The sequence below is a fragment of the Exiguobacterium sp. AT1b genome, from assembly GCF_000023045.1.
Classification (GTDB): domain Bacteria; phylum Bacillota; class Bacilli; order Exiguobacteriales; family Exiguobacteriaceae; genus Exiguobacterium.
The window spans coordinates 2,507,640-2,532,426 of sequence record NC_012673.1; the positions used below are offsets into that span (position 1 = coordinate 2,507,640).

Sequence of the window (24,787 nt, forward strand, 5' to 3'; positions counted from 1 at the left end):
GAGGTTGAGGAAATGAAAACTACGTCAAAAATAAATATCAATAATGCGGTTCTGAACTTAATACAAATTGACAGCTTGGAAGAAATTATTGAAGGCATGGTAAATGAAAAAGCAGATTTTTTTGAAAAAAAATACAAGCAAAAAATAGAAGAAGTTCGGAAAACCCGTTTCGTAAAAAGAGGAAATGTCGGTGCTGAAGTACTTTTCATCTTAAAAAAGAAACATAAAGTAGAGGGTAAGACGGTAGGGATGTACAGAAACATTCTTATTAAAGAATTGTTCATTGAAGGTGAACAGTTTATAAAGTATTTTCAAGAAAAATTTTTAATGGTATTAAACTATCATTTTAATGTTAGAAGAGTATATGGCATTACGCTAGAAAGTAGCGTTGAAGAAATTAAGTACGAAGCTATCGAGAAATTTACTGGGATAAAACCTGTACTATTTAAAAATACACTAATTGGAAGTATCGACCTAAACAATAATGACTATATTGCAATTTATAATTCTGAAAATGAAGTGAAGATTGTAGAAAAGTTAGGTATTACTTCTGTACACAACAAAGGTAGTGAAAAAGCTGTATTTGTTCAGTACGTCATTGATACTAAAAATGACTTTTTTGAAATATCGTACAATGATTCAGTTATATCTGATTTCTGCAAACAAGAAAAACATGAAAAGATTATTTCTATTCAATCAAATGATGAAGTATCAATAGAAAAGAAATTTGCAACTGAGGCAACTGCTCTAATGAATCTGTACAACCGGGTTAAAAATATAATGAAAGATGTTGTTTTAATCCATTCGATATCGAAGGGTTTGTCGTCATCACAAGTAAATCAGATGGTATCATCAATCAAAGAAAATGAAAATGTATCGGATAATGATATAGAAATCATAGCTAATTCCGAGCAAGAAGCTTTCAATAAATCCCCTTTTGAAGCTGCGATGTATCAATACTTTAAAGAAGACCGCGAAAAATTACTTAAACAAGTATTAGAAGAAGAAACGTTAAATGACAACGAAAAATTCAAAGAAATATTAGCAAAGGATTTTCCCGAGATTGATTCTTCCAACTTAATAACTAGCGTCAAATTTTTAAAGAATATGATTGCTTTTTCTAAATTAAAACAAAACAAACACGTTGTTAATAACTTTGAAGATTTCATTTTTTATTTTACCGTTAGAGATTTCGCGGTCACAAAATCAACAACAAAAAATAATGAACGTAAACCAGTTTACACATCAGATTTCTACTGGCATCTTCAAGAGGTAATTGACTCAATAAAATTATTAACAGAATTAGGTCTAAGAAAATCCGTTGAAATTTATGATAAGAAAATCTCACAAGAAGTTAAAATTTCGCATTATAATGATCACCTTAATTTTGTATATTTTCAATTTGCTAAAAAGAATAGTACAGCATCTAAAGAAAAAAATATTCTTAAACTGGCAGAAAGCAGGTTGTTAATTCATGAACTTATTAAAACTAAATTTAGAGAAATTGTATCTAGAGAATCCGGAATTTGAAAAATTTTTCCCTTTCAATGAATATTACGAAAAAATTGAAGTTTTTATGTTTGCAGAAATAGCTGCTGGACATGATTTTTTAAATCCATACAAATTTGCAAGAGTTACGAATATCGATATTTCTAAGGCTCTAGTATTTTTTGTTTATATTAGCTCTATACCTGACAATAGAACTCTTAAAATCAAATATCGTTATACCTGTTCAAGCGGTACTGATTCATTTTTATATGAAAATGAATTAGAGAACTTTGTTTGTGATGAAGATTGTAATTGTGAAAAAGATATAGATTTAAAATTTGCAATTGAAGAAGGTCTAGTAGATGTGCCGATATTTTTTGAAATTGATTTTCAACTTAAATCAGGATTAGTAGCAAAAGACTCTTCTTTTAACTATAAAGGTGAAGGAGGCGTTTCACGGGAGATAGAGAATGATATTGCCAAAAAAACAGATATGGTAACAGCGTTAATAGAGATGAAAAACCGTCCATCTTTCTTTAAACCAAGTTATGAAAAATGGAAAAACGATCTATTGGAGAGTAGAAAAAATTGATTGATCCGTGGATAATAGTAAGCTCACTCTTGTCAGCAATTTTTGTTACAGTTGTTCGCAATGTAAATGAATATTTTAAAGACAAGATTAAAGTGAGGAAGGCAAAAAAATTACTAGGTAAGGAATTAAAAGATAATTTACTTTACCTGTCTCGTACGGTGAAAGTCTTGAAAATCTTTAATGACATAAATATTATAATTCTAAGTGATGAAGACTTTAAAGAAAATTACTGTAGTGATGAAAAGATGAAAGAGTTGATGAAGTCTATATCCATTGAAGCAGACAGACATCTTAATTTAATTTCAGTTTTAGTATATAAAGAAATCTTTTTAAAGAGTAATCGTAATTTTGATTCTAAACAAGATGAACTTTTGCATGAAATATATTTTTATATATTAAAAGTCGAAAATTACAAATCTATAATTTTATCGAATAAAGATAATAAAGATATAAAAAGATTATACGAACTATACTTTAAAGTATGGGAAATTTCAAATAATATAATGTCTCTATGTGATGATGACTTAATTAAAAATCTTATTAGAAGTGAAGTTGAATGTGCTGTTAATAATGAGTTAAATGCTATTGAGCAAACGAGCGTAGAGCAGTGAACTGAAGTTAACTATTTTTACCGTGATTAGAAAAAACGTCCGTTTCAGACGAAATGAAATGAACGTTTTGTTGTATCATCAACTGTAATGAAAAGGATGTCTAAATTATTAAATGATTGATTAAGATAGTCGATAATTTTTTTCATAAAATATTGTGAACGATATAAAGCTTTTATCATGTATTGTTTCTATTCTGTCAGAATTTTTAATTAGTTGTGAATTTCCCGCAGACGTAGATGAATATATCGGAAGAAATTTTATAAGTATTAATTAGAATTCTGATTTTACGAAAAAAATTATACACTTTAATTGATCATATATTTTGAAGCGATGACCTCGGTCACCGCTTGTTTTTTTGTTAGGAAGACATCTTCTCTGTAGCATCTTCTTCGATATGCAGTTTGTGTTTACGCGTATAGACGAGGAACGCGGCTGTCATCGCAATCGAACTGATTCCAAACAAGACGACCATGAGCTGAAGTCCGATCAAGTCGAGGAAGAATCCTGTCACGAGAAGGACGACTTGGAAGATGATCCGGTCGAGCATGTTTCGGAACGAGAAGAAGCGCCCGTGATATTCTTTTGGCATCCGTGTCTGGAAAATCGTGACGGCTGTCGGGAAGAAACAGCCGACCGAGAAGCCGAAGAGGACGAATGCAGCAATGGACATGAACGGGATGTCCGCAAAATAGAGCATCAGTTGGGCGACACCGATTAAAAACGAGAACGAGAATAAAATCGAGAACGCCGAGAATTTTTCTCCGATCCGTTTAATCATAAAGGCACCTGTCATGAAGGCGAGTCCCTCTGCCGTATAAATCCATCCTTTAATCGCCGTCGAATCTTGCAACTCACTGATATTGATGACGAGCAAGTTGAATCCTCCGATGAAGAGGAGCGGGATGAGCGTCATGACGAGTGTCATGAAGATGACTGGAATCGATTTGATGATTGGGAAGACGTCTTTGAAACCGCTCGACGCTTTCGCATCGACCTTTTTCGCCGAGGGCGTTTTCGTCTCATCAAGTTTCAAGAAGAGCGTCGCGACCGCTAGCAACAGGTAGGCGACGAGCGAGAGCGCGTAGACGTTACGGAGCGAGATCAGTGTCAAAAGGACACCTGCAATCGCCGTCCCGATGACACGCGACAAGGTAGACACATTCATATGAACGCCGTTCAAGGCAAGAAGTTCCCGTTCTTTCACGATGAGCGGAATCGCTGCCTGCAGGGCAGGGAAGTAAAAAGCGGCCGACCCTTGTAAGATGATTAAAAAGACGACCATCCACACGACCGAATTCGTCTCGATGGCGACGAACATGAAGATCACGCTGAGCGCCCGGACGATGCTCGAGATGAGCATGATGTTTTTCTTAGAACCTTGGTCGGTCAAGCGACCTGCGAGCGGACCGATGGCGACCCCGGCAAGTAAGCCGATGGCGAGAATGACCGCCTTCACAAAGTCAGAGGGGACGCGGTCTTGCATAAATTCCAAGTTCCCGATGATGCCGAGCCATAGACCAAGACCGGCGACGAATTCGCCCGTCAAGATGATCCAGACGTTCCGATTTTTCCACATAGATGTAGTCCTCGATTCTTATATGCTAATCACTATTATCAAGTAGTAGGGTGAAGAATACCACAAAAAAGAAGCCGAACGTCGGCTTCTTCATCAATCAAAAATCAAATATCACAGTTGTCGTCAGTGCACGTCGCACCGTTCGAAAGGACTTGGATTGTCGGGTTGTTCTCAGACCAGACTTTTTCGAGCACTTGCGTGAACGCTTCTGTCGGCTGAGCACCGGACACCCCGTACTTGTTGTCGAATACGAAGAACGGCACACCCGTGATGCCGAGGTCGCTCGCGCGTTTTTCTTCGACACGTACGTCTTCCGTATACATGTCAGTCGTCAAGACGTCACGAACCGCGTCAGAATCGAGTCCGACGCTTGTCGCGATTTCAAGCAGCACATCGTGATTCCCGATGTGTTTCGCATCGACGAAGTACGCCTGAAGCAACGCTTCCGACAATTCTTTCTCTTTCCCGACCGTCTTCGCATAATGCGTCAAACGGTGCGAGTCGAGCGTCCCCGTCACGACCATGTTCTCAAAATCATAATCGAGTCCGACTTCGCGGGCTTGTGCAGCGACTTGAGCCGTCGTCCCTTTCGCCTGTTCGATCGGCATGCCATACTTCGTAGCAAGCGCTTCATAGATGGTACGTGAATCGTCCGTCGGGGCGTTCGGGTCGAGCTCGAAACTCTTGAATTCGACTTCGACTTGATCTGCCTGTGGGAACTGTTCGAGCGCCTCTTCTAGACGACGCTTCCCGATATAACAAAACGGGCAGACATAATCTGACCATACTTCAATTTTCATGATGAATCCCTCCTGTCCTTAGTGTAGGAAATCTTGAATTCAAAGTACAGGAAACGGCTCATGAAAATAAGCCCTCCACGAGGAGGACTTAAAAGACGTACCAGAATACACAGACGAAGTGAGCGAAGCTTCCGAACAAGATGAACAGATGGAACACTTCATGGAACCCCCATCCTCGCCAGTTGACGAATTTTGGTTTGAACCCATAAATGAGTCCGCCAATCGTATACATGACGCCCCCGAGGACGAGCCAGAAGATACCGGCGTTGCCGATCACGTTATGGAGTGGTCCGATAAAGAAAACTGACAACCATCCCATCCCGATATAGAGCGCGGTCGACAAGAAACGAGGGGCATGGAACCAGACGAGTTTAAAAATAATGCCGAACAAGGCGAGTGCGTGTACGGTACCGAAGAGGACCCACCGCGTCGGTCCTTCGAGCGCGAGTAACGTGAGCGGTGCGTATGTACCCGCAATCAACGCGTAAATCATCGCATGGTCGATTCTCCGGAAGAAAGCGATGACGTTCGGTGAGGCGATGATGCTATGGTAAAGACCTGACGATAAGTAAAGAAAGACGAGGCTGATCCCGAAAAGAATCGCGGCCATAATGGCAAGTGGCGAGCCGAGTAACGAGGCTTTGACGACCATCGCGATGAGCGCGATGAAAGCGAGTACCGCACCGGCAAGATGCGTCAGTGCGTTGATGGGTTCACGGAAAATCGAATGCATGTAAAACACTCCTTATCACATCATGTAGTATCGATAACTACATGATATACTGAAGAGGAACAAACAGCAAGGTGTACCTTTCGACAAATGAAAGTTTTCTTTATACTTAGGAAGTGAGGTGAGATAGATGAAAGCGAAGAACATTACTGAAACGGAAGGCACACTCCCACGGGACGTATTGCCGACCGTTGATTTATACATGGACCAGGTCATCCAGTTGTTCGAGCAGCATTATGGGAAGATGAAGCGAAACGAGGATGAGACCATTTTGACGAAGACGATGATCAACAACTATGCGAAGGGCAAGTTGTTTCATCCCGTCAAAAATAAAAAGTATACGAACGAACATTTGATGTTACTCAGTTTGATTTATGAGATGAAAGGTCTCTTGTCGATCAGTGACATCAAAGAGACGCTCCGACCGTTGAATGAGTCGGATGAGACGTTCTCACTTGAAGACTTCTACGAAGCGTATCAGGCGCAGAAAGTGAAGAATCTAGAAGCGTTTGAAGCCCAGGCGGACACGCTATTAAATACATCACTCGAAGATAAGGGCGGTGTTAAGCGAACGCTTGCCATCGCGTCTGCCGTGCATATGAGCCACTTGTATCAGCGATTGGCCGAGCAATTGATTGATGAGAACTAAAACAACTCCTCCGAGGACGAATCGTCTGTGGAGGAGTTGTTTTTTTAGTTATTGATGTACTTCTCGTAAACCGTACCGAAGTCTTTACGGTTCCATTCATGATAGTGACGTTGTAGCCAATCGAACGATTGCTCGTTCAATTCCTTGAACGTGTTCGGCACGTTCATGTCACCTTCACGGAGTCCGCTCAAGATCGAGACGGAGTGAGTCAATGATGTGTTTGCATACTCCATCATGCGACGGCCTTCCCGCTGAATCTCTTCAATCGCGAGGAGTGCCTTGTACAAATCTTTCACGTGCTCGATTTGTTTCTTGTTGATATCGATTGAGTATGGCTTGTCGCCGATTGTGAATTTGACTTCGACATCGAGGTCGACGGTGCCGGCCGTCTCGAACATGACGTGCTTAATCGGATAGTGTGCGTAAGGGTAACGATACAGAACTCGTTTCGAACTCATCGCGCTCGTTCCATCAAGGTGAATCATACCTAAGTTTGTAAAGCAGTATTCATCCGATTTTGATTTGATCAAGAAGTAGATCTTTTCGTTATCCTCATGGAGGACATAATCATCCGAGTCCGCCTTATCGAAATCGGACGGGTCGATCACCTCACCGATGTCGCTGAAGCCAGTCAAATCAGAAGCCAGTTTTTTGAACATGTCATTCACTCCTCAGTAATGGATTTTATGCATCTCTTTCGGGTCGGAGCCGGTCCGCTCATCACGATTGAGCGCATCGATGGCCGCCATCTCTTCTTTCGTCAATGTGAAGTCGAATACCTGTATATTTTCTTTGATTCGACTCGGTGTGACGGATTTTGGGATGACGGCGACGCCGTTCTGTAAGTGCCAACGCAAAATGACTTGGGCCGGCGACTTGCCGTGAGCCTTCGCAATCTTGACGATCGTCTCATCTTCGAGCGCTTCGCGTCCTTTCATGAGTGGACTCCACGCTTGAATCTGGATGTCATATCGTTTGCAGAATGCAATCAGTTCTTTCTGAGACAAATATGGATGGATCTCGACCTGGTTCACGGCCGGGACGATTGAGCATGATTGAATAATTTGTTCCAAATGCTCGATCTCAAAGTTCGAGACTCCGATTGCTCGGACGCGTCCTTCTTCATACAACTGTTCGAGTGCTTTGTACGTTTCGACGAATTTACCGAAACGAGGCATCGGCCAGTGGATGAGGAACAAGTCGACATATTCGAGACCGAGCCGATCTAGGCTATCCTGGAACGCTTGGAGCGCCTCGTCAAATCCGTGGAACTCGTTCCAAAGCTTTGTCGTCACAAAGACGTCCTCCCGTGGGATGCCTGCTTCACGAAGCGCTTGTCCGACACTCTCTTCATTTTGATAAATCGCAGCCGTATCAATCAATCGATAGTCTGCATCGAGCGCAGCTTTGACCGTATCGACCGTCACTGCGCCATCTTCGACCTTATAGACACCGAGCCCGAGCATCGGCATCTTGACGTCATTATTCAACGTCGTCCATTCCATAAAAAATCCCTCCCTCTCGTCTATAACGTTACCGAAATTTTGGATGAAGGGAAAGGAAAAACTACAGACGGATGCTTTCCCCGTGCGCCTTGATCACAATTTGGTCACGGTCGAGTTTTGCGGCCGCGACGAGACGATGATACGGTTCCTCGACAGGCTCATAAGAAAGGACGAACGTGTCCCAATGCATCGGGAAGAAACGCTTCGCTCCACTCTCTTTGTACATCATCCAAGCCTGTTCCGGAGTACAGTGCGCTTCCTGGAACGAGTCCGGTTGGTAGGCACCGATGGGGAAGAAGGCGAGGTCGATCGGTTCACGGTCAGCAAGTCCTTTGAAGGAGTCGGTATACGCCGTGTCTCCTGCGAAGAGCATACGAATCCCTTTGTATTTGAGCAAATACCCGTTATAGCCCATATGTTTGTCCCACGGAAAACGGTTGCCCCAATGCTTGACGGGAATGGCGCGGACATCGAGCCCGTTCGCAAGTGTCACTTTGTCATGTGGATGCAGTTCGAGCGTCTGCAGACTTGGGTATCGGCGCAACAGGCGGCTCGTCCCAGGAGCAGAGACGACAATCGTTTCGCGAGTGATGAGTCGCTTCAAACTTTTATGGTCAAAGTGGTCCATATGGGCATGGCTGAGTAGGATGACATCGACCGGGCCGACCTCCTCAATGGAGAGGGCCGGAGCGGTGTGACGTTTCATGCCGACTGTCAGCGGTCCGAGATGGACACCGATTCGTTTTGAGAAGACGGGGTCCGTTAAAATCTTGAGCCCATACCAATGAATGAGGACTGTCGAATGCCCGATCCACGTTGCCTGCACATGCGTCTCATCAATGGTTGTCAGTTCTGGACGTTCCGGCCATTTAAAGCGCGGACGGGGGAGCCGTCGTTTGAATCGTGTATAGAGAAACGTTCCGACGCTCGCCAAGACGGCACTCGGAACGAGGATGCGTCGACGCATCATGCATCACCTCACTGTTCGAATATACTGTCATCATATCGCGAGGACAGATGCACCGCATCCGCCTAAAGGAGTAGAAAAAATGGGAGATTGTGGGGTACACTCTTGCGAATCCGCTTTCAATTTGATAAGGTGGCAGTAACTTAGGAAAGAGAGGTATACCGTGCCATGAAAAATACACGTTCACTCCAACGATGAGACGAATCATCACTGTTCGCTTGAACAGTCACGGGTGAAGTGTGTCCATTTTTTCAAATACGGGAAGCGCTCGTTTTCCTCTTTGAACGGATTCCTTCACACCACCGCTTTGAAGCGGATGGTGTTTTTTGTTTCATCGCGTATCGGATTCATAAGCGAGGTGAAACAGATGTTAGCAGTAAAACAAGTCCGGTTTGACTATGACCGGAAACCATTATTTGACGCGGTCTCGTTCGAGGTCACGGCTGGAGAGCGTGCCGTATTATTCGGACTGAACGGGAGCGGGAAGACGACGCTCTTCCGACTCGTGACCGGGGAGTTGACCCCGCAAGCCGGGAAGATTGAATGTCTTGGCGAGGTCGGACTCGTCCGACAGACGATCGAATCGACAGACATGACCGTACTTGAGTGGACGATGCGCAGTGATCCAGAACGATATGCGCTCTATGAAGATGTTTCTTCTGGTGACGAGATGCGTGTCATGCGGTCCTATGAACGGGCGCTCGCACTCGATGTGTACAACTTGGAACAAGAGGCGACAAGAGCATTGACTCGACTTGGGCTGGAGGAGCACCTCTTCCGAAACATTAACGAGCTAAGTGGAGGCGAGAAGACGCGAGCTCAGCTCTCAACACTGACGATGAAGCGGGTGGACCTCGTCCTGCTCGACGAACCGACGAACCATCTCGATCTCGAGTCGATCGACTGGCTCACGAAGTGGTTGAATCAGTTCAAGGGGACGGTGCTCATCATCTCACACGACCGTCAACTGATGGACGATGTCGCAACGACCATTCTTGAACTGTCAGGCGGTCTAGTCACTCGATACCCGGGAAATTATACGGCGTATAAGCATCAAAAAGAAGAAGAACGCGTGCGTGATGAGCGAGCCCATGCTCGATACGAGAACCGAAAGGCAGAACTGCTCGAGATGATTGCCCAATACAAAGGGTGGCATTTGAAGGCGAAAGCGACAGCGAGTGTCCGCAGTCCGGGAGCGCAAAAAGGAGCGGCCAATCTCGCCATCAAAATGAAGGCAAGAGAACAGAAGTTAAGGCAGCTCGAAGACAATCGTCCACAAAAACCAAAAGAGGAGAAATCCATCTCCGTCCGTTTTGCAGCGGATGAGCTCGAAGCGAAGACGTGGCTGACGTGTGAGGATGTGACGTTTGGATACGACAATCCGTTCTATGAACCGTTTTCCTTCTCGATGAATAAAGGAGAGCGGATCTCGATCACCGGACCGAACGGAAGCGGAAAGACGACGTTATTAAACGTGCTGATCGGTGAACGAGCGCCGCATTCGGGTGTGATCAAGCGACATCCTCGTCTGAAGATCGGATATTTCTCTCAAACGCTCGAGCGTCTCCCGGAGACCGGGACGTTACTTGAGGCGTTACTCGCCAATAGTGAGATCGGAGAGACGGAGGCGCGAACGTTGCTCGCTCACTTCTTGTTCCGGCGAGATGAAGTGCACCGACCGATTACCGAGGCGAGCATGGGAGAAAAGTGTCGAATCGCCTTTCTCATCTTGTATTTCTCGGATGCCCATCTGTTGGCATTAGATGAACCGACGAACTATTTGGATGTGGCGACACGCGAACAAATCGAGGCGGCGTTGTCCGTCTATCCGGGTGGATTATTGTTGATTTCCCACGACCGCTACTTTCATCGTTTGACTTCGCGCACGATTGAATTAGGAGAACATATTGTCATACGTGAGAACGATGACACCGGTAAGTCGGTCGATGTCGAACAGATGGTCCGAACGATGGACGAATTGACAAAAGATGAATTGAAATTTTTTGATGAAGCAGGAAACCTCCTACCATTTGACGAAACGAGTGAAATGAATCGAATCGAGTAGGAGTGAAGAACATGAATGGAGGAAGATTGTCGCGTGCGACGACGCGGAAGCGTAAACGCGTGTTCCGCATCACGACGGCATTGGCACTAGTGCTCGCCTTGGTCGGAATCATCGCCTTCGCGGCCCTGATTGACAAAAAGCAGGACTCGGCTTTACCAGAATCTGATGAGATTGCCACGGAAATGGTCGACTCCGAGTCGGAACAACCGGCTGATGCTGAGACCGAATCGACAGATACCATCTATATCGAACAACCGTATACGAAAGTATACGCGGATGACCGGGTCACGGTCGTTTATGAAGCCGACTTGGGTGATCGATTTGAACGGTTGGAGACGGTTAGTGGATTTGTGAAAGTTCAGTTGAACGAGCGGTTGACCGGCTGGGTAACAGAAGAGAGTGTGACGACAGAAGCGACAGCATTATCGGATGACGAGGTGATTGCCGCTTGGCAACAAGTCGTCCCGAACGCTTCGGAGTCCGTCCTTGACTGGATTGGAAAAGATCTCGAAACCGTCCGTGCGGAGCTCGGCAGTCCTTCTGCCGTTCAACGTGACCAAGTGAACGAGTATCATTTCTATGATGGATTTTTCCTCATGGTCCGGGACCAAAAAGTACGGGCCGTTGATTGGGACAAACAAGCAACAGCGACGCCAGACGTACAACCGACTCGCGAACAAGCGACCGGAATCTGGTTCGAGGGTGAGACGGTCCAATTGAAACTGTTCCCTTATAGCGGCGTCATGCGCGTCCGCTTGGAGCAAAAATGAGACAAAGCGGGAGAGTTCATTTCTCCCGTTTTTTTATCGTTTTTCATTCAAATGAACGTTTGAATGTTTGGTTAAAATGGAATAAGATAAACAGTAGAAGGAGGAGTCAGTTATGGGACATCATCATGATCACGACCACCATCACCATCATTCGACGAATCAGCGGGCACTCTTACTCGCCTTTCTCTTGATTGCGGCGTTCATGGTCGTCGAAGTGATCGGCGGGCTATGGACGAATAGTTTGGCGCTGTTATCGGATGCGGGGCATATGCTAGGAGATGCGGCGGCGTTAGGGCTCAGTTTCCTAGCTGTCCGATTTGGGGCGAAAGCGGCGACGCCAAGTCGGACGTTCGGGTATCGACGTTTTGAAATACTAGCGGCATTCATCAACGGGGTGACACTACTCGTCATCTCGGTCTATATCCTATTTGAGGCGTATCAGCGACTAAGCGCACCGCCAGAAATTTTGAGCGGTGGGATGCTTGTCGTCGCCATCATCGGGCTACTCGTCAATATCCTTGCTGCCTGGATTTTAATGCGCGGGGAGAAAGATAATTTGAACGTGAAGAGTGCGTTGTTGCACGTATTCGGAGATTTACTCGGGTCGGTCGGAGCCATCACGGCAGCGATCCTCATCATGTTGTTCGGATGGACGTGGGCGGACCCGGTCGCGAGCGCCTTTGTCGCGATATTGATTTTAATCAGTGGCTATCGGGTGACACGCGATGCGATTCATATCTTGATGGAAGGGTCGCCGGAACAGATTGACGTTCGGGCGATGCAAGAAGAGATTGCGGGCATCGAAGGGGTGAAGGAAGTTCACGATCTTCATGTCTGGTCCATCTCGTCGAGCGAGCATGCGGCGACATGTCATGTCTTGATCGATGAAGAGACGGATGACCAAGATATTTTGCGGCAAGTGACGGAACGAATTCGGAAATACGGGACGTTCGAACGCTCGACGGTCCAGATTGAACGGGAACGACAATGCTGTGAAGAACGAATTATTTGGTAAATCGAACGGACACTCAGGCGAGTGTCCGTTATTTTCCGTTCACATCAATGACGACAATCTCTGGTGGATTGTAGATGCGTGGGATATTGAAACTGTAGTTGAATCCACGGCCGATGATATGGGTAAACGTCCCATGCTCATAGAGTCCGCCTGCGTATTCAGGAAAGAATCCTTGGTCAGGTGCGAATAATCCGTTCATCAAGTAAGGGATTCTCACTTGCCCGCCATGAGCATGTCCGGATAAGACGAGGTCGAATGGAAGTTTGGCATACGTATCGACTTGTTCGGCACGGTGGGAGAGAAGCACCTTGAACGTCTCGTCCGGGGCGATCTCCTGCATCGCCGCAGTCGACTCCGCATCCCAATCCGTATAAATATTTTCTCTGAACCCACGAAGAGGATCTTCTAGCCCGCCGATAACGAGGTCGATTCCGTTGATGGTGACCGTCTCCCATTCGTCTTCGAGAACATTGACGCCATATGAGCGAAACACGTCTTTCACATCGTGACGGACATAGTCATCCGATCCATCGATTTCATGGTTACCGGTCACGAAATACATCGGCGCAATTCCTTCAAGCCCTTCGATTAGTTCGAATGCGGGTTCAGGTGAACGATATCGGTCCAGTAAATCACCAGGTAAGGCGATGAGATCTGGTTTCTGCGCACGGACCTGGTCGATCAAAATCGACTGCTTATAACCGTATGAGGCGCTGTGTAAGTCGGAGAGGAGCACGATGCGGAGTGATTCGTCTGCTGACAGTTTATCGGACGTCACGTCATACGTGCGGACGGTCAACCCGTTGTACGTCGCCGTGAACAACAAGATGCCAAGTACAACAAACAGTAGAGTCGATTTATGCTTCTTCATCAGTGCTCCCTCCTTTCCTAATCGTGTCTTTAATCTTACTCCGATAGGCAGGGTTAAGCAAAAAAAATCCCGCTCCTACGAGCGGGATGAAAGATTATGCTGCTTTTGCTGTCAATTTGACGTCGACATTGCCGCGCGTCGCTTTTGAATAAGGGCACACTTGGTGTGCTTCTTCGACGAGGCGTTCTGCTGTCGCTTGGTCGACACCTTTGATTTCGACTTCAAGTTCAACTGAAATGAAGAAACCTTCATCGTTTTGGTTTAATGTGACGTGACCTGTGACGCTTGAACCGTCTGTCTTCACACGTTCTTTTCCGATGATGAGGTTGAGGGCACTACCGAAGCAAGCCGCATAGCCAGCTGCGAAAAGTTGTTCCGGGTTTGTCGCACCGTCGACGTGTTTCGCGCCAGGCATCGAGACGTTCATGTCGATGACGCCGTCAGTTGATTTCACGTGACCTTCGCGGCCACCGATTGCTGTTGCTGATGCTGTGAATAGTGATTTCATGATTGAATTCCTCCATTTCATTTTTAACAATTAAGTTGTGCACAATTTAAATTATAGAGCAGTCAAAAAGTTTCGCAAGTGATATGCTTGGCTAAAGAAGAGTACGGAGGATTACGTATGGACCAATCGTTAAAGTTAGAACATCAAATCTGTTTTCAATTGTATACCGCCTCAAAAGAGCTTACCCGGTTATATCGCCCAATTTTAGCACCGCTAAACCTGACGTATAGTCAATATCTCGTGATGCTTGTCTTATGGGAAGAGGATGGGATTGATTTGCGGCAACTCGGGTCGCGGTTGACGCTCGACTCTGGGACGTTGTCGCCGCTCATCAAGCGGCTCATCCAAATCGGCTATGTGGAGAAGAGTCGTGCCACCGACGACGAACGAAAAATCGTCGTTCGTTTGACAGAGGACGGTAGCGCGTTGCGTGAGCAGGCGGCGGATGTGCCGTTACAAGTAAGTGGTATGCTGAATATAGACGAAGCGACGTATGTCGCATACATGGAGATGCTCACCGATATCAAGACGAGACTACACGATTTCGGGGAGCGTCTGCGCGAGCAGTAAGGAAGGAGGAGCCATGTTTCGAAAATTGATCATCCTCTTGATGGGGATTGGACTCTATATGGCTTGGCAATATGAGATGCCGAACGTCTCTGCCCCGACGAGCATTCAGGTGGAGTCTGAGGTGGCGACCGAACGAGCGACAGACGCGCCAAAGTTCGCAAGTCAGTATGCCGGGCATGACTGGTATTTGGTCGAACGTGGCGGTGACCGCGGACTTGAACTGATTGATGAGGACGGTGCGAAAAAAGGATTCTATCAGTTCGAGACAGGTAGCACGTATCGAGGTCTTATACTGAATGAAACGACCCGTGATCAAGTCGAGGACATCGGCTTCGAGGCAGTGACTTCGTATAATAAAGGACTGAATCGATACTTGATTCCAGACGATCCATCGTTTTCCGTTTTTGCAATCGATGGTCAGTATGTCACTTTCTTTTTTGACCAGCATGATGATGACCTCCTGAAAGGGATCTTGTCGGTCGACCGCCGTGTCGAAGAGGCGAGTGAGGGGTACTATGGTGACTTGTCGAAAGAGGGGACGGTCGCCAATGAGCAGTTGATGCGTATTCTCATGAATTGGGATCGGGAGAAATTTGATTTAAATGCTCTAGCTGACTACGAACCACTCTATCCGGTCGTTCGGGCGCATAGTCAGAACATGGCGGAGAACGACTTCTTCAGCCATACGGACCCAGAAGGACAAGACCCGTTCAATCGAATGGACGAAGCGGGACTTTCGTATTCGATGGCCGGCGAAAACTTGGCGATGGGACAGATGAGCGTGTTCCATGCGCATTGGGGACTCATGAACTCGAAAGGGCATCGTGAGAACATCATGCAGCCACGATTCACCCATGCTGCCGTCGGGCTCGCTTACAACGACGACGGTAGTCCTTTCTATACAATTAACTTCATTACACCACGTTAAAAGAACGCGCTAATGACGAATTTAGCGCGTTCTTTCGTTTGCTTTATTCAGTGATTGTGAATTTTTGAAGTCGTTCGTTTAGTAGTTCGGCGACAAAAATTGTCCCGTCCTCTAGTACAGTGAGATCGTGGGGGATGCGCAATTGACCCATCTTGTTCCCCCAAGAACCAAATCGCTCAATGACTTCTCCCTTCGGACTTAAAACGACAATTTGACTTTTAGGAGTTTCGCGTTCCCCGTTCAAATAATCGCCACCATCGACAAGATAGATGTTGCCATCGTTCCCTGCATCGATTCCGTAAGGTCTTCCGATTTCGGTGTCATCCCATGTGGAAAGGTGTTGCCCATCTTGGTCAAACACTTGAATGCGAGCATTATTTCGGTCAGCCACATATATGTTGCCAGACTGATCGTGAGTAATTCCGTGAGGCAAGTTAAACTCACCATCGGAAGAACCATAAGCATCAACTTCCCATTGGATGTTCCCATCACGATTGAATTTTACAATACGATGATTTCGGTATCCATCAGCCACAATGAATGAACCATCTTCCATTACGGTCACATCAGTTGGCCGTGCGAAAGTATATTCATTCATCGGGACAGGGAAGTTAGGCAGTTCATTTCGAATCCGTAAGCTTGTCTCAGTGCCGAGGCGATAATCGTCCCCAAACGTAGCGAGAACATTGCCACGTTCATCCAGCTTGAAAACTTTATTCAACATGATATCCGTTACCCAAATGTTGTTTTGAGAGTCCACTTCGATCCCGTGAGGAGATTGAAACAGGTTGTCCCCAAATTCATCGACAATCTCGTTTGTGTTTGGATCAAACACTGTGATTGTAGGGGTCGTGATTAATTCTTCATTCGCATAGCTTCCATCGCCGCGGTGTAAGTAATAGACATATCCTGAAGGGGAGGTAGAGACACCGCTACCTTCTCCTCCACGATGTGAGACACTGTCCTTCTCGGGCCAAACCCAACTAGATGTATATCGAGAACTTTTGGCTTTTTCATCATATTCATCTTTGAAAATGGGGTCCGTTCTTCCTTGGGCAAGCCATACAAGAGTTACTGAAAGTGCGAGGAGTACGCTGACTCCCAGCACCATTCTTTTTTTCATTCTATACAAGTGTGACACTCCTTCACGATTTACTGTGCATAGAATATGATAGATGGCTTAAGTGTAAACGCCAATTAGACCGTAGAGAGAAATCAATCTACGCCTTCAGGATGAGGTCAAATCAGTTTTTTGACCGCATCCTCAATCTCAGCCGGTGTCGTTTGTGGCGAAAAGCGCTCGATGACGTTCCCGTCGCGATCGACTAAAAACTTTGTGAAATTCCATTTGATCGCCTTCGACCCCAGAAGCCCGGGTGCTTCTTTTGAGAGATAAGTGAAGAGCGGATGGGCGTCTTTTCCGTTCACATCGACTTTCGCAAACATCGGGAACGATACGCCATAGTTAAGTTGACAGAACTCTTGAATTTCTTCATTGGAGCCCGGGTCTTGATGACCGAACTGGTTGCACGGGAAACCTAAGATCTGTAGGCCCTGTCCCTTATATGTTTTGTAAAGTGACTCGAGACCTTCGAGCTGTGGTGTGAACCCACATTTGCTCGCCGTGTTGACGATGAGTAAGACGTCGCCTTTATATGTAGCTAACGGTTGCAATTGTCCTTTCATGTCTACTGCTTCAAAATCATAAATCATGTTTATTCCCCCTTTTTTTGTAGTATACCAAGAGAAATCCGCTATCTCGACTTTAAACGCGTTGCGTGCAATCAAATTGTTATGAAATCATGATGTCGCTGTTACATCATTCCGCAGAAAGAATCCGTATAATGAAAAACGTTGTAGAAAGGAACGGTGTTATGCGACTTTTAAAAAATGAATTTATATGGATTGCGCTTATTTTAATCGGACTCTTCTTATCAAGTGCGACGCCTTACTCGGACCAGTCCATCGTTTCGCCACTCGAGCGATTCAACTGGAGCTGGATCGAACCGACGCTCGCGAACGTACAGTTCGACTACGCAGGAAAGGAAATCTCGCTCGATACGTTGGGGACGGCAGGATTGATTGAGTTCTTTATGCGGAAGACGGCACATGTCGTCACGTTCCTCGCTCTCGGTGCCTTATTCGTGAAGGCCATCTCGAGAACGAATCTTCATGCGGGACTGAACGTACTCTTCGCCTGGGCACTCGCGAACACGGTGGCGATTTTTGATGAGTATCATCAGAGTTTGACTCCTGAACGGACCGCGCTGTTAGAAGATGTCCTTTTAGATAGTACAGGTGCTGCCGCAGGTGTCATCTTATTCGGTGGGTTGTTATTCCTTCGTTCGAAACGGAAAAATGGCAAACGGGCCGGCTATGTAGCCTTAAGGTAGTTAAAAAAAATGAATAGGTTACTATGTGAAAAGCGCTTTCTTGAAGTGCTTTTTTTCTTTTTAAAACTATTTTGTGACAACGAACCAAACAAAATATTGTCTATACCCACGTTTTTTAAGGGATAAAACCTAAAATAGGTCAATGTCATACGAATGAAATATAAGTGTAAAATAACTTTTGGTTTAGATTGCTATAATGAGTCACAGAGCGAACGAAATGTCGCGACTTATCTTATTAAAAAATTACTGCACGACTATAGATAAAAACTACACGGGAATCAGCGGAGGGAAGCACATTGGGTAACTTGAAGAAATTTGCAGCTACAGTCACTCTAGGCGCACTCTTGATCGGCGGAACGTCACCGACTTATGCAGCCTCACTTACAGAGAAGCAGAAGAAAGTACAAGAACAACGACAAAAGAATAGCAGTGAACAGTCGAAAGCAAACTCTTCGATTCAATCACGTGAGCAAGCCATCAGCAAAGAGCAGCAAGAGATCAACAAGTTAGATGCTGAACTCCAAGACGTCATCAACGATGTCGCTCAGAAAAAAGCTGAGATTCGTGCAACTGAAGAAAAAATTAAAAAGCTTCAAGCACAAATTAAAAAGTACGAAGCGAAAATGAAGGCACAAGAAGATCTTATGAAAGATCGTATGGCGACGATGCAAAAGAACGGCGGCTCGTCAGTCAACTGGGCTGAGTTCATCTTCGGTTCTAAAGACTTCGGTGATTTGATCACACGCATGATCACAGCTGGTACGATTCAAGAGAACGACCAACAGATCTTCGAAGAGTATGAAGCAACGAAAGAAAAACTTGCGAAAGCGCAAGCTGATTTGAAAGCAGAGCGCGATTCACTCGTGAAGCAAAAAGAAGATCTTGAAAAACGTCAGAAAGAGCTCGATCAAAAAATGAAAGAGCGCGCTGCGAAAATCAAGAAACTTGAAGCTGAAAAAGTGAAGTTCGAATCAAAACTTATGAGCCTTCAAGAGATGGAAGATACGCTCAAAGCTCAAGAACAAGCCATTCAAGCAGAAATCGAAGCGCAACGTCGTGCTGAAGAAGAAGCACGTCGTGCAGCGGCAGCAGCTGCGGCAGCGAAAAAACAACAAGGTTCAAGCTCGAACAGCGGTTCAAGTGCTTCAACAGCACCGGTAGCGTCTGCACCAGCAAGCGGTGGTATGTTCCAACGCCCAGCAAGCGGTCGCCTCTCACAAGGATGGGGTCCAGCAAGCGGTGCGAACGGCTACTCGTTCCACAACGGTCTTGATATCGCAGGTCCAGTCGGTACACCGATCTATGCAGCACAAACTGGTACGGTCCTCCGTGCAGGTTGGGGTGGCGCATACGGAAACCACGTCATGATTGCACACGTGATCAACGGGCAAGTATGGACGACAGTATACGCTCACATGAGCTCGGTATCCGTTTCTGCGGGTCAACGCGTGTCACAAGGACAAAACCTTGGCGGCATGGGTAGCACAGGGAACTCGACAGGTTCACACCTTCACTTCGAGATTCACCGTGGCGGCTACTCGTACTCTTCATCGAGCGCGGGAAGCACAGTCAACCCAGCATCATTCTTCTAAACACAAAGACAGTGATCGACGAACGCGTCGATCACTTTTTTGTTGCCTGATAGACGATGAACGTCAAAAGGGCGGCACCGATGACACTGAGCCATAGCGTTTCGAAGTTTGGGTCATCGAGCATGCTCCGGCCTCCAAGGAACACCATATAGCCGAGTATCGCGAGCGTGACAAGTGTCAAAGCGGTCAATCGGATCTGTCGGGGGATACGGAGCCACCAACCGAATAATCTGTTCATGAAAAATCGCCTCCTCTATTAGTATAGGGGAGGCGATGTGTTTCATCTAGCGAGTCGTACCCAGGCAGAGTCCATGATTTGTTGGTAACCGACTTCCCGATAGATTTTGTTCGACGTCGGGTTCGTCAAGTCGGTATAGAGGACACAGAACGATTTCGTCTCAAGTAATTGGCGGCTAAGGTCTGCAACGAGACTTCGCGCGTAACCTCTACCACGTGCATCGGGTGATGTGTAGACGAATGAAACGGTGATTCCGTTCTCAGTTGGACGTGCGCGTTTCGCGCACGAGACGACCTGTCCGTCGACTTCCCAAAAGACAGCCTCTTCCCTGTCGAGCATCGTCTGTACAGCCTTCGTCACCTTCTCTGGTGGAGATGATCGGAGACCTGATTCGGCTTCGAAGGCACTATACCAAGCTTCGAGCTGTGCCTGGTCGGCCTTCGTCGCTTCTCGCATGTGGCCTTTTGCCATGTCGATGTCTTCCACGCTGTCGAGGCGATAAAGACCTTGGGACATGAACATCTCACTCGACCCAGACGTCAACTCCTGCCATACTTTCCCGAACCGTTCCGCTTGCTGTCGTTCCGAGACGACTTCCGCGAAGGGGACTGCTTCTTTCAAAAGGTGGGGGATGATGAAATCGGGGAGTTCTTCTTCTCGTTCCGAGCCCACGACGATGTAATGGAGCGGATGGGGTGGTGTCACTTGGAGGATGGCGAGAAGCTCCTCGTCCTCTTCGACTGTGAACTGATGAAACGTTTCATAGATTCCTTGTTTGACGTTATTCAAGACGCCAATCATGAGGCTATTCTTTGCCTCCTCATCGAGTAATGCGTTCATGACGCGGTCTGAGAAGTGATCAGGGTCTTTCCATTCAATCCATTCCATATGGTTCTCTCCTTTATTATATGTAGACAAAAACGGACAAACCTGATGGCTTGCCCGTTTATGAGTCGTTCATTATGCGATATCTTCTTGTTTCGACGACGTGTTGTCGAGAAGTTTTGTGTTGTGTTTGAAGTAATGAATGATTTTCGCGATGGCACCGTCACCCGTGACGTTTGTTGCTGTCCCGAAGCTATCTTGTGCCAAGTAGAGTGCGATGACCAAGCTTTGCATCGTCGCGTCGAACCCGAGGATCGAGCCGAACAATCCGAGCGATGCCATGACGGCTCCGCCTGGTACACCTGGTGCTGCAATCATCGTCACCCCGAGTGCGAGGATGAATGGAAGCACGATGGCGTATGACATCGGCATGCCGTTCAAGTACATGAGCGCCACACCGACCGACGTGAGTGTGATTGTCGAGCCTGACAAGTGAATCGTTGCCGAGAGCGGGATGACGAAGTTGGCGACACCCTCGTCCGTGTTGTTCAACTTCGCCTGGCGAAGCGTGACGGGAATCGTCGCGGCCGATGATTGCGTCCCGATGGCTGTGAAGTAAGCCGGCATCATCGTCTTGAGCAACTTGAACGGATTCTCTTTGTTGAGACCACCTGCGATTGAATATTGAATCATGAGCATCGTCAAATGAAGGACGATGATTGTGACGAAGACGAGCGAGAAGACCGAGAGGATCTCAGCGACTTGACCGGCGTACGTCATGTTCATGAAAATTCCGGCGATGTGGATTGGAAGTAATGGAATAATGACTTTACTGATTAAGAGCTCGATGATATCGCGGAAATCCATGGCGAGGTCGAGTGACCGTTTGCTTTCGATTGCGGCAATCCCGATTCCGATGACGAAAGCTAAGATGAGTGCGGTCATGACACCGAATACAGGTGGAATCTCAAATTCCATGAACCCTTTCAACAAGGCTTCTTCTGGATTTTCGGCTCCTGTCGTCGACCGTGTCAAAATTTGCGGGAACAAGTTGCTTGTTGCAAAGTATGCTAATGTTCCGGCGATGATGGTTGATGCGTAAGCGATGAGTGCTGTGAGTCCGACCAGCTTTCCTGCTCCTTTTCCAAGTTCCCCGATACCCGGGATGATAAAAGCAAGAATAATCAATGGAATAGCGAAGCCTAAGAACTGCCCGAAGACCGTGTTGAACGTCACGAACGTCCGAACGATCCAGTTCTGACTTTCTGGTACGATGCTCCCGAGTAAAATACCGAAAGCGATCGCGATGATGATGCGACCTAAGAGGCCAATACGTAATTTCAAATCAATCACCCTTTCTGTTTGTTTGAATAGTTGATATTTTCGCACATTTTACGGAATGTTGCCACCTTCTCTTACAATTTTTCTAAAGAAAGACGTTTGACAACTGTTTAGAAGGGTATTAGAAAATGTTGTACATATCAAGGGAAGGGGCTTCTCCTTTTCCTAATATAAAAACGATGTTATGATTAATTCTGACAGACGTAAAGGAGGGGTGCGCGTGCAGTTACAACGAACAACGATTCACATTGCGGGTCAAGACTATACGATCGTAAGCGAAGAACCCGCTGACCATGTGAGGGAAGTAGGCTTTTTGGTCGACAGTAAGATCCGCGAAATTCGTGAACAATCCCCTCATCTAGATGCTCGTCAGGCAGCGGTGTTGGCTGCGATTCAAATCGCGAGCGACCACGTCAAAACTAAACGAAATATGGGAGAATAAATCAATCCATGGTTACGCTACTTATACTGTTTTTCTTATTTATCGGAATCGTCAACGGCTTCCGTCGTGGCGCGATTCTACAGCTCGGCCATTGGGTCGCGCTCATCATCAGTTTTCTCGTCGCCAATACGTACTATAAAGAGTTAGCCGAAGCGTTCAAGCTGTGGATCCCGTATTCGTCTCAGCTCGACGGAACGCTCCCGGGTGGCGTGTTGGACCTCAATTCCCTTTCAGGGATTGAGATGACATTTTATAACGTCTTTTGGTTCGTCGTCTTGTTCCTCATTACGAAACTCGTCTTGCATCTCATCTTGGCGATGCTCGACTTCTTGACGGACTTGCCAATTTTGCGCCAATTAAAAGGTGTGATCGGAGCTGTCCTAGGATTCTTCGAGGCATATGTCATCACATTCTTCATCCTTTGGGTGATCGCGTTCGTGCCGATGGCGAGCGTTCAAAACGCCGTCGACAAATCGTCGCTGGCGACATATATCATTCAAGACACGCCATATCTATCGGATTGGTTTTCAAATAAGATGTTGTGACACGACAGGCCGGAATGCAAGCTAGTGCTTGTGTCTCGGTCTTTTCTGTGTGAAGAGGGGGAAGCATATGAATAAAGTAGAAGCGATGATGTTGCTCGAAAAAATCGCGCAATATATGGAGATCAAAGGGGAGAACCCGTTTAAAATCAATGCGTTCCGCAAGGCGGCGACAGCGCTCGAGAACACGGACCTTGAACTCGAGGACATCGACGACTTGACGTCCATCTCAGGAATCGGGAAAGGGACGGCTGCAGTCCTTGAAGAGTATCGAGACACAGGACGCAGTGAAGTACTTGAAGCACTGCAAGAAGAGATTCCGTTCGGTTTGATGAAGCTCTTGAAAATTCAAGGGCTCGGCGGGAAGAAACTTGCTAAACTCCGTGAAATCGGTGTCGTCGACTTGGAGTCGCTCATCCGTGTACTCGAAGACGGGACGGCTGCATCACTACCCGGTTTCGGGGCGAAGAGTGTTGAGAAATTACTCGCCGCCGCGAAGAACCTCGAATCACGTCCAGAACGATTGGCTTATGCAGTCATGCGACCAATCGTTGAAGAAATCAATGAGGTGTTAGAGAAGGAGACGCTCGTCTTGCGTCATTCGGTCGGAGGAAGCTTCCGCCGTGCCGAAGAGACGTGTAAAGACCTTGACTTCATCATCGCGACCGAGGAGCCGATTGAGCTACGTGAGAAGCTGCTCGCTTTGCCGTTCATCAACGAGGTGATTGCGGCAGGTGAGACGAAAGTCTCGCTCGTCCTCGAACGTGAGGAGATGGTATCGGTCGACTTCCGTATGGTCGAGCCAGGCGCGTTCGCTGCCACGCTTCACCACTTCACGGGCTCGAAAGACCACAACGTCCGCATGCGCCAACTCGCGAAGGCAAAAGGGGAATCCATTTCCGAATATGGGGTCGAGACGGCAGATGGGTTGTGGCAACCGGAAACCGAAGAAGAGCTGTTCGAACGGTACGGTCTCCCATTCATCCCGCCTGAACTTCGGGAGGGACATGCCGAGTTCGAACACGACTTATCAAAGCTCGTCACGCTCGATGATATCAAGGCTGACGCGCACATGCACACGGTCTGGTCGGACGGGAAGTTGACCGTCGACGAGATCGTCGTAGCGATGAAAGGTCGCGGCTATGAATGGATGGCCATCACCGACCACGGGAAGTATTTGACGTTCGTCAATGGCTTGACCGAGGAACGGCTCGAGGCACAAGGGGAAGAAATTCGCGAAGCCGCGAAGACACATAACATGAACGTGTTACGAGGCGTCGAGATGGATATTCGTCCTGACGGGACACTCGACTATGAACCCGAGTTTCTAGAGACGCTCGACTACGTCGTCGCTTCCATCCATTCGAAGATGGACCAATCGGTCGACGAAATCATGGCTCGTCTGGAGAACGCCTGCCGTTCTCCGTACGTCAACGTGATCGCCCATCCAACAGGTCGACTCATCGGTCGTCGGGACGGTTATCCGATCGACGAGGACAAGCTGATCGCACTCGCTAAAGAGACAGGGACAGCGCTCGAGTTGAACGCCAACCCGAACCGCCTCGACCTGACAGCTTCTACGCTGAAGAAAGCGAAAGCAGCGGGCGTCAAAGTGATGATCAACACGGACACGCATCACCCAGATATGATGGAAGACATGGCCCTCGGTGTGTTGCACGCACGGAAAGCCTATCTCGAACCATCAGATATTATCAACTGCTTCACGTTTGAAGACGCCAAGGCGTTCTTTGCGGCGAAGCGATAGAAAG

27 protein-coding genes are annotated in these 24,787 nt (G+C 46.9%); 14 read left to right on the forward strand and 13 right to left on the reverse strand.

The annotated features are described in order from the left end of the window. The first annotated feature begins 12 nt into the window (after nucleotides 1–12). From EAT1B_RS13055 to EAT1B_RS13065, 3 genes are read left to right on the forward strand one after another with little or no spacing between them, the layout of a single operon-like run. On the forward strand, nucleotides 13–1,530 hold the full coding sequence (locus EAT1B_RS13055) for a hypothetical protein (protein ID WP_015881023.1): 1,518 nt from the start codon (nucleotides 13–15) through the stop codon (nucleotides 1,528–1,530). Continuing rightward, nucleotides 1,475–2,080, forward strand: a complete 606-nt coding sequence (locus EAT1B_RS13060; RefSeq protein ID WP_015881024.1) for a hypothetical protein — start codon at nucleotides 1,475–1,477, stop codon at nucleotides 2,078–2,080. Before EAT1B_RS13055 ends, EAT1B_RS13060 begins: the two co-directional genes overlap by 56 nt. Beyond that, nucleotides 2,077–2,691 carry a hypothetical protein gene (locus EAT1B_RS13065; RefSeq protein WP_015881025.1) on the forward strand — a complete coding sequence of 205 codons (615 nt, stop codon included), beginning with the start codon at nucleotides 2,077–2,079 and terminating at the stop codon, nucleotides 2,689–2,691. The genes EAT1B_RS13060 and EAT1B_RS13065 overlap by 4 nt, the downstream gene beginning before the upstream one ends. Before the next feature lie 358 nt (nucleotides 2,692–3,049). Here the strand turns inward: EAT1B_RS13065 and EAT1B_RS13070 are convergent, their stop codons facing one another. From EAT1B_RS13070 to EAT1B_RS13080, 3 genes are all read right to left on the reverse strand, one after another. Beyond that, on the reverse strand, nucleotides 3,050–4,267 hold the full coding sequence (locus EAT1B_RS13070) for an MFS transporter (protein WP_015881026.1): 1,218 nt from the start codon (nucleotides 4,265–4,267) through the stop codon (nucleotides 3,050–3,052). Nucleotides 4,268–4,371: 104 nt separating this feature from the next. Next, a complete protein-coding gene (locus EAT1B_RS13075) occupies nucleotides 4,372–5,067 on the reverse strand; it encodes a DsbA family oxidoreductase (RefSeq protein ID WP_015881027.1) in 696 nt (231 codons plus the stop codon). Between the two features lie 88 nt (nucleotides 5,068–5,155). Next, nucleotides 5,156–5,800 (reverse strand): hemolysin III family protein, encoded by a 645-nt coding sequence (locus EAT1B_RS13080; protein ID WP_015881028.1) that lies wholly within the window; start codon nucleotides 5,798–5,800, stop codon nucleotides 5,156–5,158. Between the two features lie 127 nt (nucleotides 5,801–5,927). Here EAT1B_RS13080 and EAT1B_RS13085 point away from each other — a divergent pair, with 127 nt between their 5' ends. Continuing rightward, a complete protein-coding gene (locus EAT1B_RS13085; RefSeq protein WP_015881029.1) occupies nucleotides 5,928–6,446 on the forward strand; it encodes a DUF1836 domain-containing protein in 519 nt (172 codons plus the stop codon). A 44-nt stretch (nucleotides 6,447–6,490) separates the two neighbouring features. Here EAT1B_RS13085 and EAT1B_RS13090 read toward each other — a convergent pair whose 3' ends face one another. The 3 genes from EAT1B_RS13090 to EAT1B_RS13100 all read right to left on the reverse strand — a co-directional run bounded on the left by EAT1B_RS13090 (nucleotide 6,491) and on the right by EAT1B_RS13100 (nucleotide 8,918). Further along, nucleotides 6,491–7,105, reverse strand: coding sequence for a PH domain-containing protein (locus EAT1B_RS13090; protein ID WP_015881030.1), 615 nt, complete (start codon nucleotides 7,103–7,105; stop codon nucleotides 6,491–6,493). Between the two features lie 12 nt (nucleotides 7,106–7,117). After that, nucleotides 7,118–7,951, reverse strand: coding sequence for an aldo/keto reductase (locus EAT1B_RS13095; RefSeq protein WP_015881031.1), 834 nt, complete (start codon nucleotides 7,949–7,951; stop codon nucleotides 7,118–7,120). A 61-nt stretch (nucleotides 7,952–8,012) separates the two neighbouring features. Further along, a complete protein-coding gene (locus EAT1B_RS13100; protein WP_230872783.1) occupies nucleotides 8,013–8,918 on the reverse strand; it encodes an MBL fold metallo-hydrolase in 906 nt (301 codons plus the stop codon). A 367-nt stretch (nucleotides 8,919–9,285) separates the two neighbouring features. On the opposite strand from EAT1B_RS13100, the gene abc-f reads away from it, so the two are divergent. The 3 genes from abc-f to EAT1B_RS13115 all read left to right on the forward strand — a co-directional run bounded on the left by abc-f (nucleotide 9,286) and on the right by EAT1B_RS13115 (nucleotide 12,768). Then, entirely contained in the window at nucleotides 9,286–10,983 is a 1,698-nt protein-coding gene (abc-f, locus tag EAT1B_RS13105; RefSeq protein WP_015881033.1) for a ribosomal protection-like ABC-F family protein, read from the forward strand. A gap of 11 nt (nucleotides 10,984–10,994) precedes the next feature. Next, nucleotides 10,995–11,753: a hypothetical protein gene (locus EAT1B_RS13110; protein WP_015881034.1), complete on the forward strand. Its 759-nt coding sequence runs from the start codon at nucleotides 10,995–10,997 to the stop codon at nucleotides 11,751–11,753. A gap of 112 nt (nucleotides 11,754–11,865) precedes the next feature. Next, nucleotides 11,866–12,768, forward strand: a complete 903-nt coding sequence (locus tag EAT1B_RS13115) for a cation diffusion facilitator family transporter (RefSeq protein WP_015881035.1) — start codon at nucleotides 11,866–11,868, stop codon at nucleotides 12,766–12,768. 28 nt (nucleotides 12,769–12,796) lie between these two features. Here the strand turns inward: EAT1B_RS13115 and EAT1B_RS13120 are convergent, their stop codons facing one another. Together EAT1B_RS13120 and EAT1B_RS13125 are read right to left on the reverse strand one after the other, a co-directional pair. Further along, entirely contained in the window at nucleotides 12,797–13,639 is an 843-nt protein-coding gene (locus tag EAT1B_RS13120) for a metallophosphoesterase (protein ID WP_015881036.1), read from the reverse strand. A gap of 94 nt (nucleotides 13,640–13,733) precedes the next feature. Beyond that, nucleotides 13,734–14,147, reverse strand: a complete 414-nt coding sequence (locus EAT1B_RS13125; RefSeq protein ID WP_015881037.1) for an organic hydroperoxide resistance protein — start codon at nucleotides 14,145–14,147, stop codon at nucleotides 13,734–13,736. Nucleotides 14,148–14,264: 117 nt separating this feature from the next. On the opposite strand from EAT1B_RS13125, the gene EAT1B_RS13130 reads away from it, so the two are divergent. Then, nucleotides 14,265–14,717: a MarR family winged helix-turn-helix transcriptional regulator gene (locus EAT1B_RS13130; protein WP_015881038.1), complete on the forward strand. Its 453-nt coding sequence runs from the start codon at nucleotides 14,265–14,267 to the stop codon at nucleotides 14,715–14,717. A 13-nt stretch (nucleotides 14,718–14,730) separates the two neighbouring features. Beyond that, complete coding sequence (locus tag EAT1B_RS13135) at nucleotides 14,731–15,645, forward strand: CAP domain-containing protein (protein ID WP_015881039.1); 915 nt, start codon at nucleotides 14,731–14,733, stop codon at nucleotides 15,643–15,645. Between the two features lie 43 nt (nucleotides 15,646–15,688). Here the strand turns inward: EAT1B_RS13135 and EAT1B_RS13140 are convergent, their stop codons facing one another. Together EAT1B_RS13140 and EAT1B_RS13145 are read right to left on the reverse strand one after the other, a co-directional pair. Next, entirely contained in the window at nucleotides 15,689–16,768 is a 1,080-nt protein-coding gene (locus EAT1B_RS13140) for a peptidyl-alpha-hydroxyglycine alpha-amidating lyase family protein (protein WP_148209503.1), read from the reverse strand. A gap of 116 nt (nucleotides 16,769–16,884) precedes the next feature. Then, nucleotides 16,885–17,358, reverse strand: coding sequence for a glutathione peroxidase (locus EAT1B_RS13145; protein ID WP_015881041.1), 474 nt, complete (start codon nucleotides 17,356–17,358; stop codon nucleotides 16,885–16,887). Between the two features lie 161 nt (nucleotides 17,359–17,519). Here EAT1B_RS13145 and EAT1B_RS13150 point away from each other — a divergent pair, with 161 nt between their 5' ends. Continuing rightward, entirely contained in the window at nucleotides 17,520–18,038 is a 519-nt protein-coding gene (locus EAT1B_RS13150) for a VanZ family protein (protein WP_015881042.1), read from the forward strand. A gap of 296 nt (nucleotides 18,039–18,334) precedes the next feature. Further along, the gene (locus tag EAT1B_RS13155; protein WP_015881043.1) at nucleotides 18,335–19,630 is read left to right on the forward strand and encodes a murein hydrolase activator EnvC; all 1,296 of its coding nucleotides are present in this window, start codon (nucleotides 18,335–18,337) and stop codon (nucleotides 19,628–19,630) included. Nucleotides 19,631–19,661: 31 nt separating this feature from the next. Here the strand turns inward: EAT1B_RS13155 and EAT1B_RS13160 are convergent, their stop codons facing one another. The 3 genes from EAT1B_RS13160 to EAT1B_RS13170 all read right to left on the reverse strand — a co-directional run bounded on the left by EAT1B_RS13160 (nucleotide 19,662) and on the right by EAT1B_RS13170 (nucleotide 22,037). After that, complete coding sequence (locus tag EAT1B_RS13160) at nucleotides 19,662–19,868, reverse strand: hypothetical protein (protein WP_015881044.1); 207 nt, start codon at nucleotides 19,866–19,868, stop codon at nucleotides 19,662–19,664. A gap of 42 nt (nucleotides 19,869–19,910) precedes the next feature. Further along, nucleotides 19,911–20,756, reverse strand: a complete 846-nt coding sequence (locus tag EAT1B_RS13165) for a GNAT family N-acetyltransferase (RefSeq protein WP_015881045.1) — start codon at nucleotides 20,754–20,756, stop codon at nucleotides 19,911–19,913. A 72-nt stretch (nucleotides 20,757–20,828) separates the two neighbouring features. Continuing rightward, entirely contained in the window at nucleotides 20,829–22,037 is a 1,209-nt protein-coding gene (locus EAT1B_RS13170; protein WP_015881046.1) for a dicarboxylate/amino acid:cation symporter, read from the reverse strand. A gap of 217 nt (nucleotides 22,038–22,254) precedes the next feature. Here EAT1B_RS13170 and zapA point away from each other — a divergent pair, with 217 nt between their 5' ends. The 3 genes from zapA (at nucleotide 22,255) to polX (ending at nucleotide 24,783) form a co-directional block, all read left to right on the forward strand. After that, entirely contained in the window at nucleotides 22,255–22,476 is a 222-nt protein-coding gene (gene zapA / locus EAT1B_RS13175) for a cell division protein ZapA (protein ID WP_015881047.1), read from the forward strand. An 8-nt stretch (nucleotides 22,477–22,484) separates the two neighbouring features. Beyond that, complete coding sequence (locus EAT1B_RS13180) at nucleotides 22,485–23,021, forward strand: CvpA family protein (protein ID WP_015881048.1); 537 nt, start codon at nucleotides 22,485–22,487, stop codon at nucleotides 23,019–23,021. A 67-nt stretch (nucleotides 23,022–23,088) separates the two neighbouring features. Beyond that, nucleotides 23,089–24,783 (forward strand): DNA polymerase/3'-5' exonuclease PolX, encoded by a 1,695-nt coding sequence (gene polX / locus EAT1B_RS13185; protein WP_015881049.1) that lies wholly within the window; start codon nucleotides 23,089–23,091, stop codon nucleotides 24,781–24,783. Nucleotides 24,784–24,787: the final 4 nt, after the last annotated feature.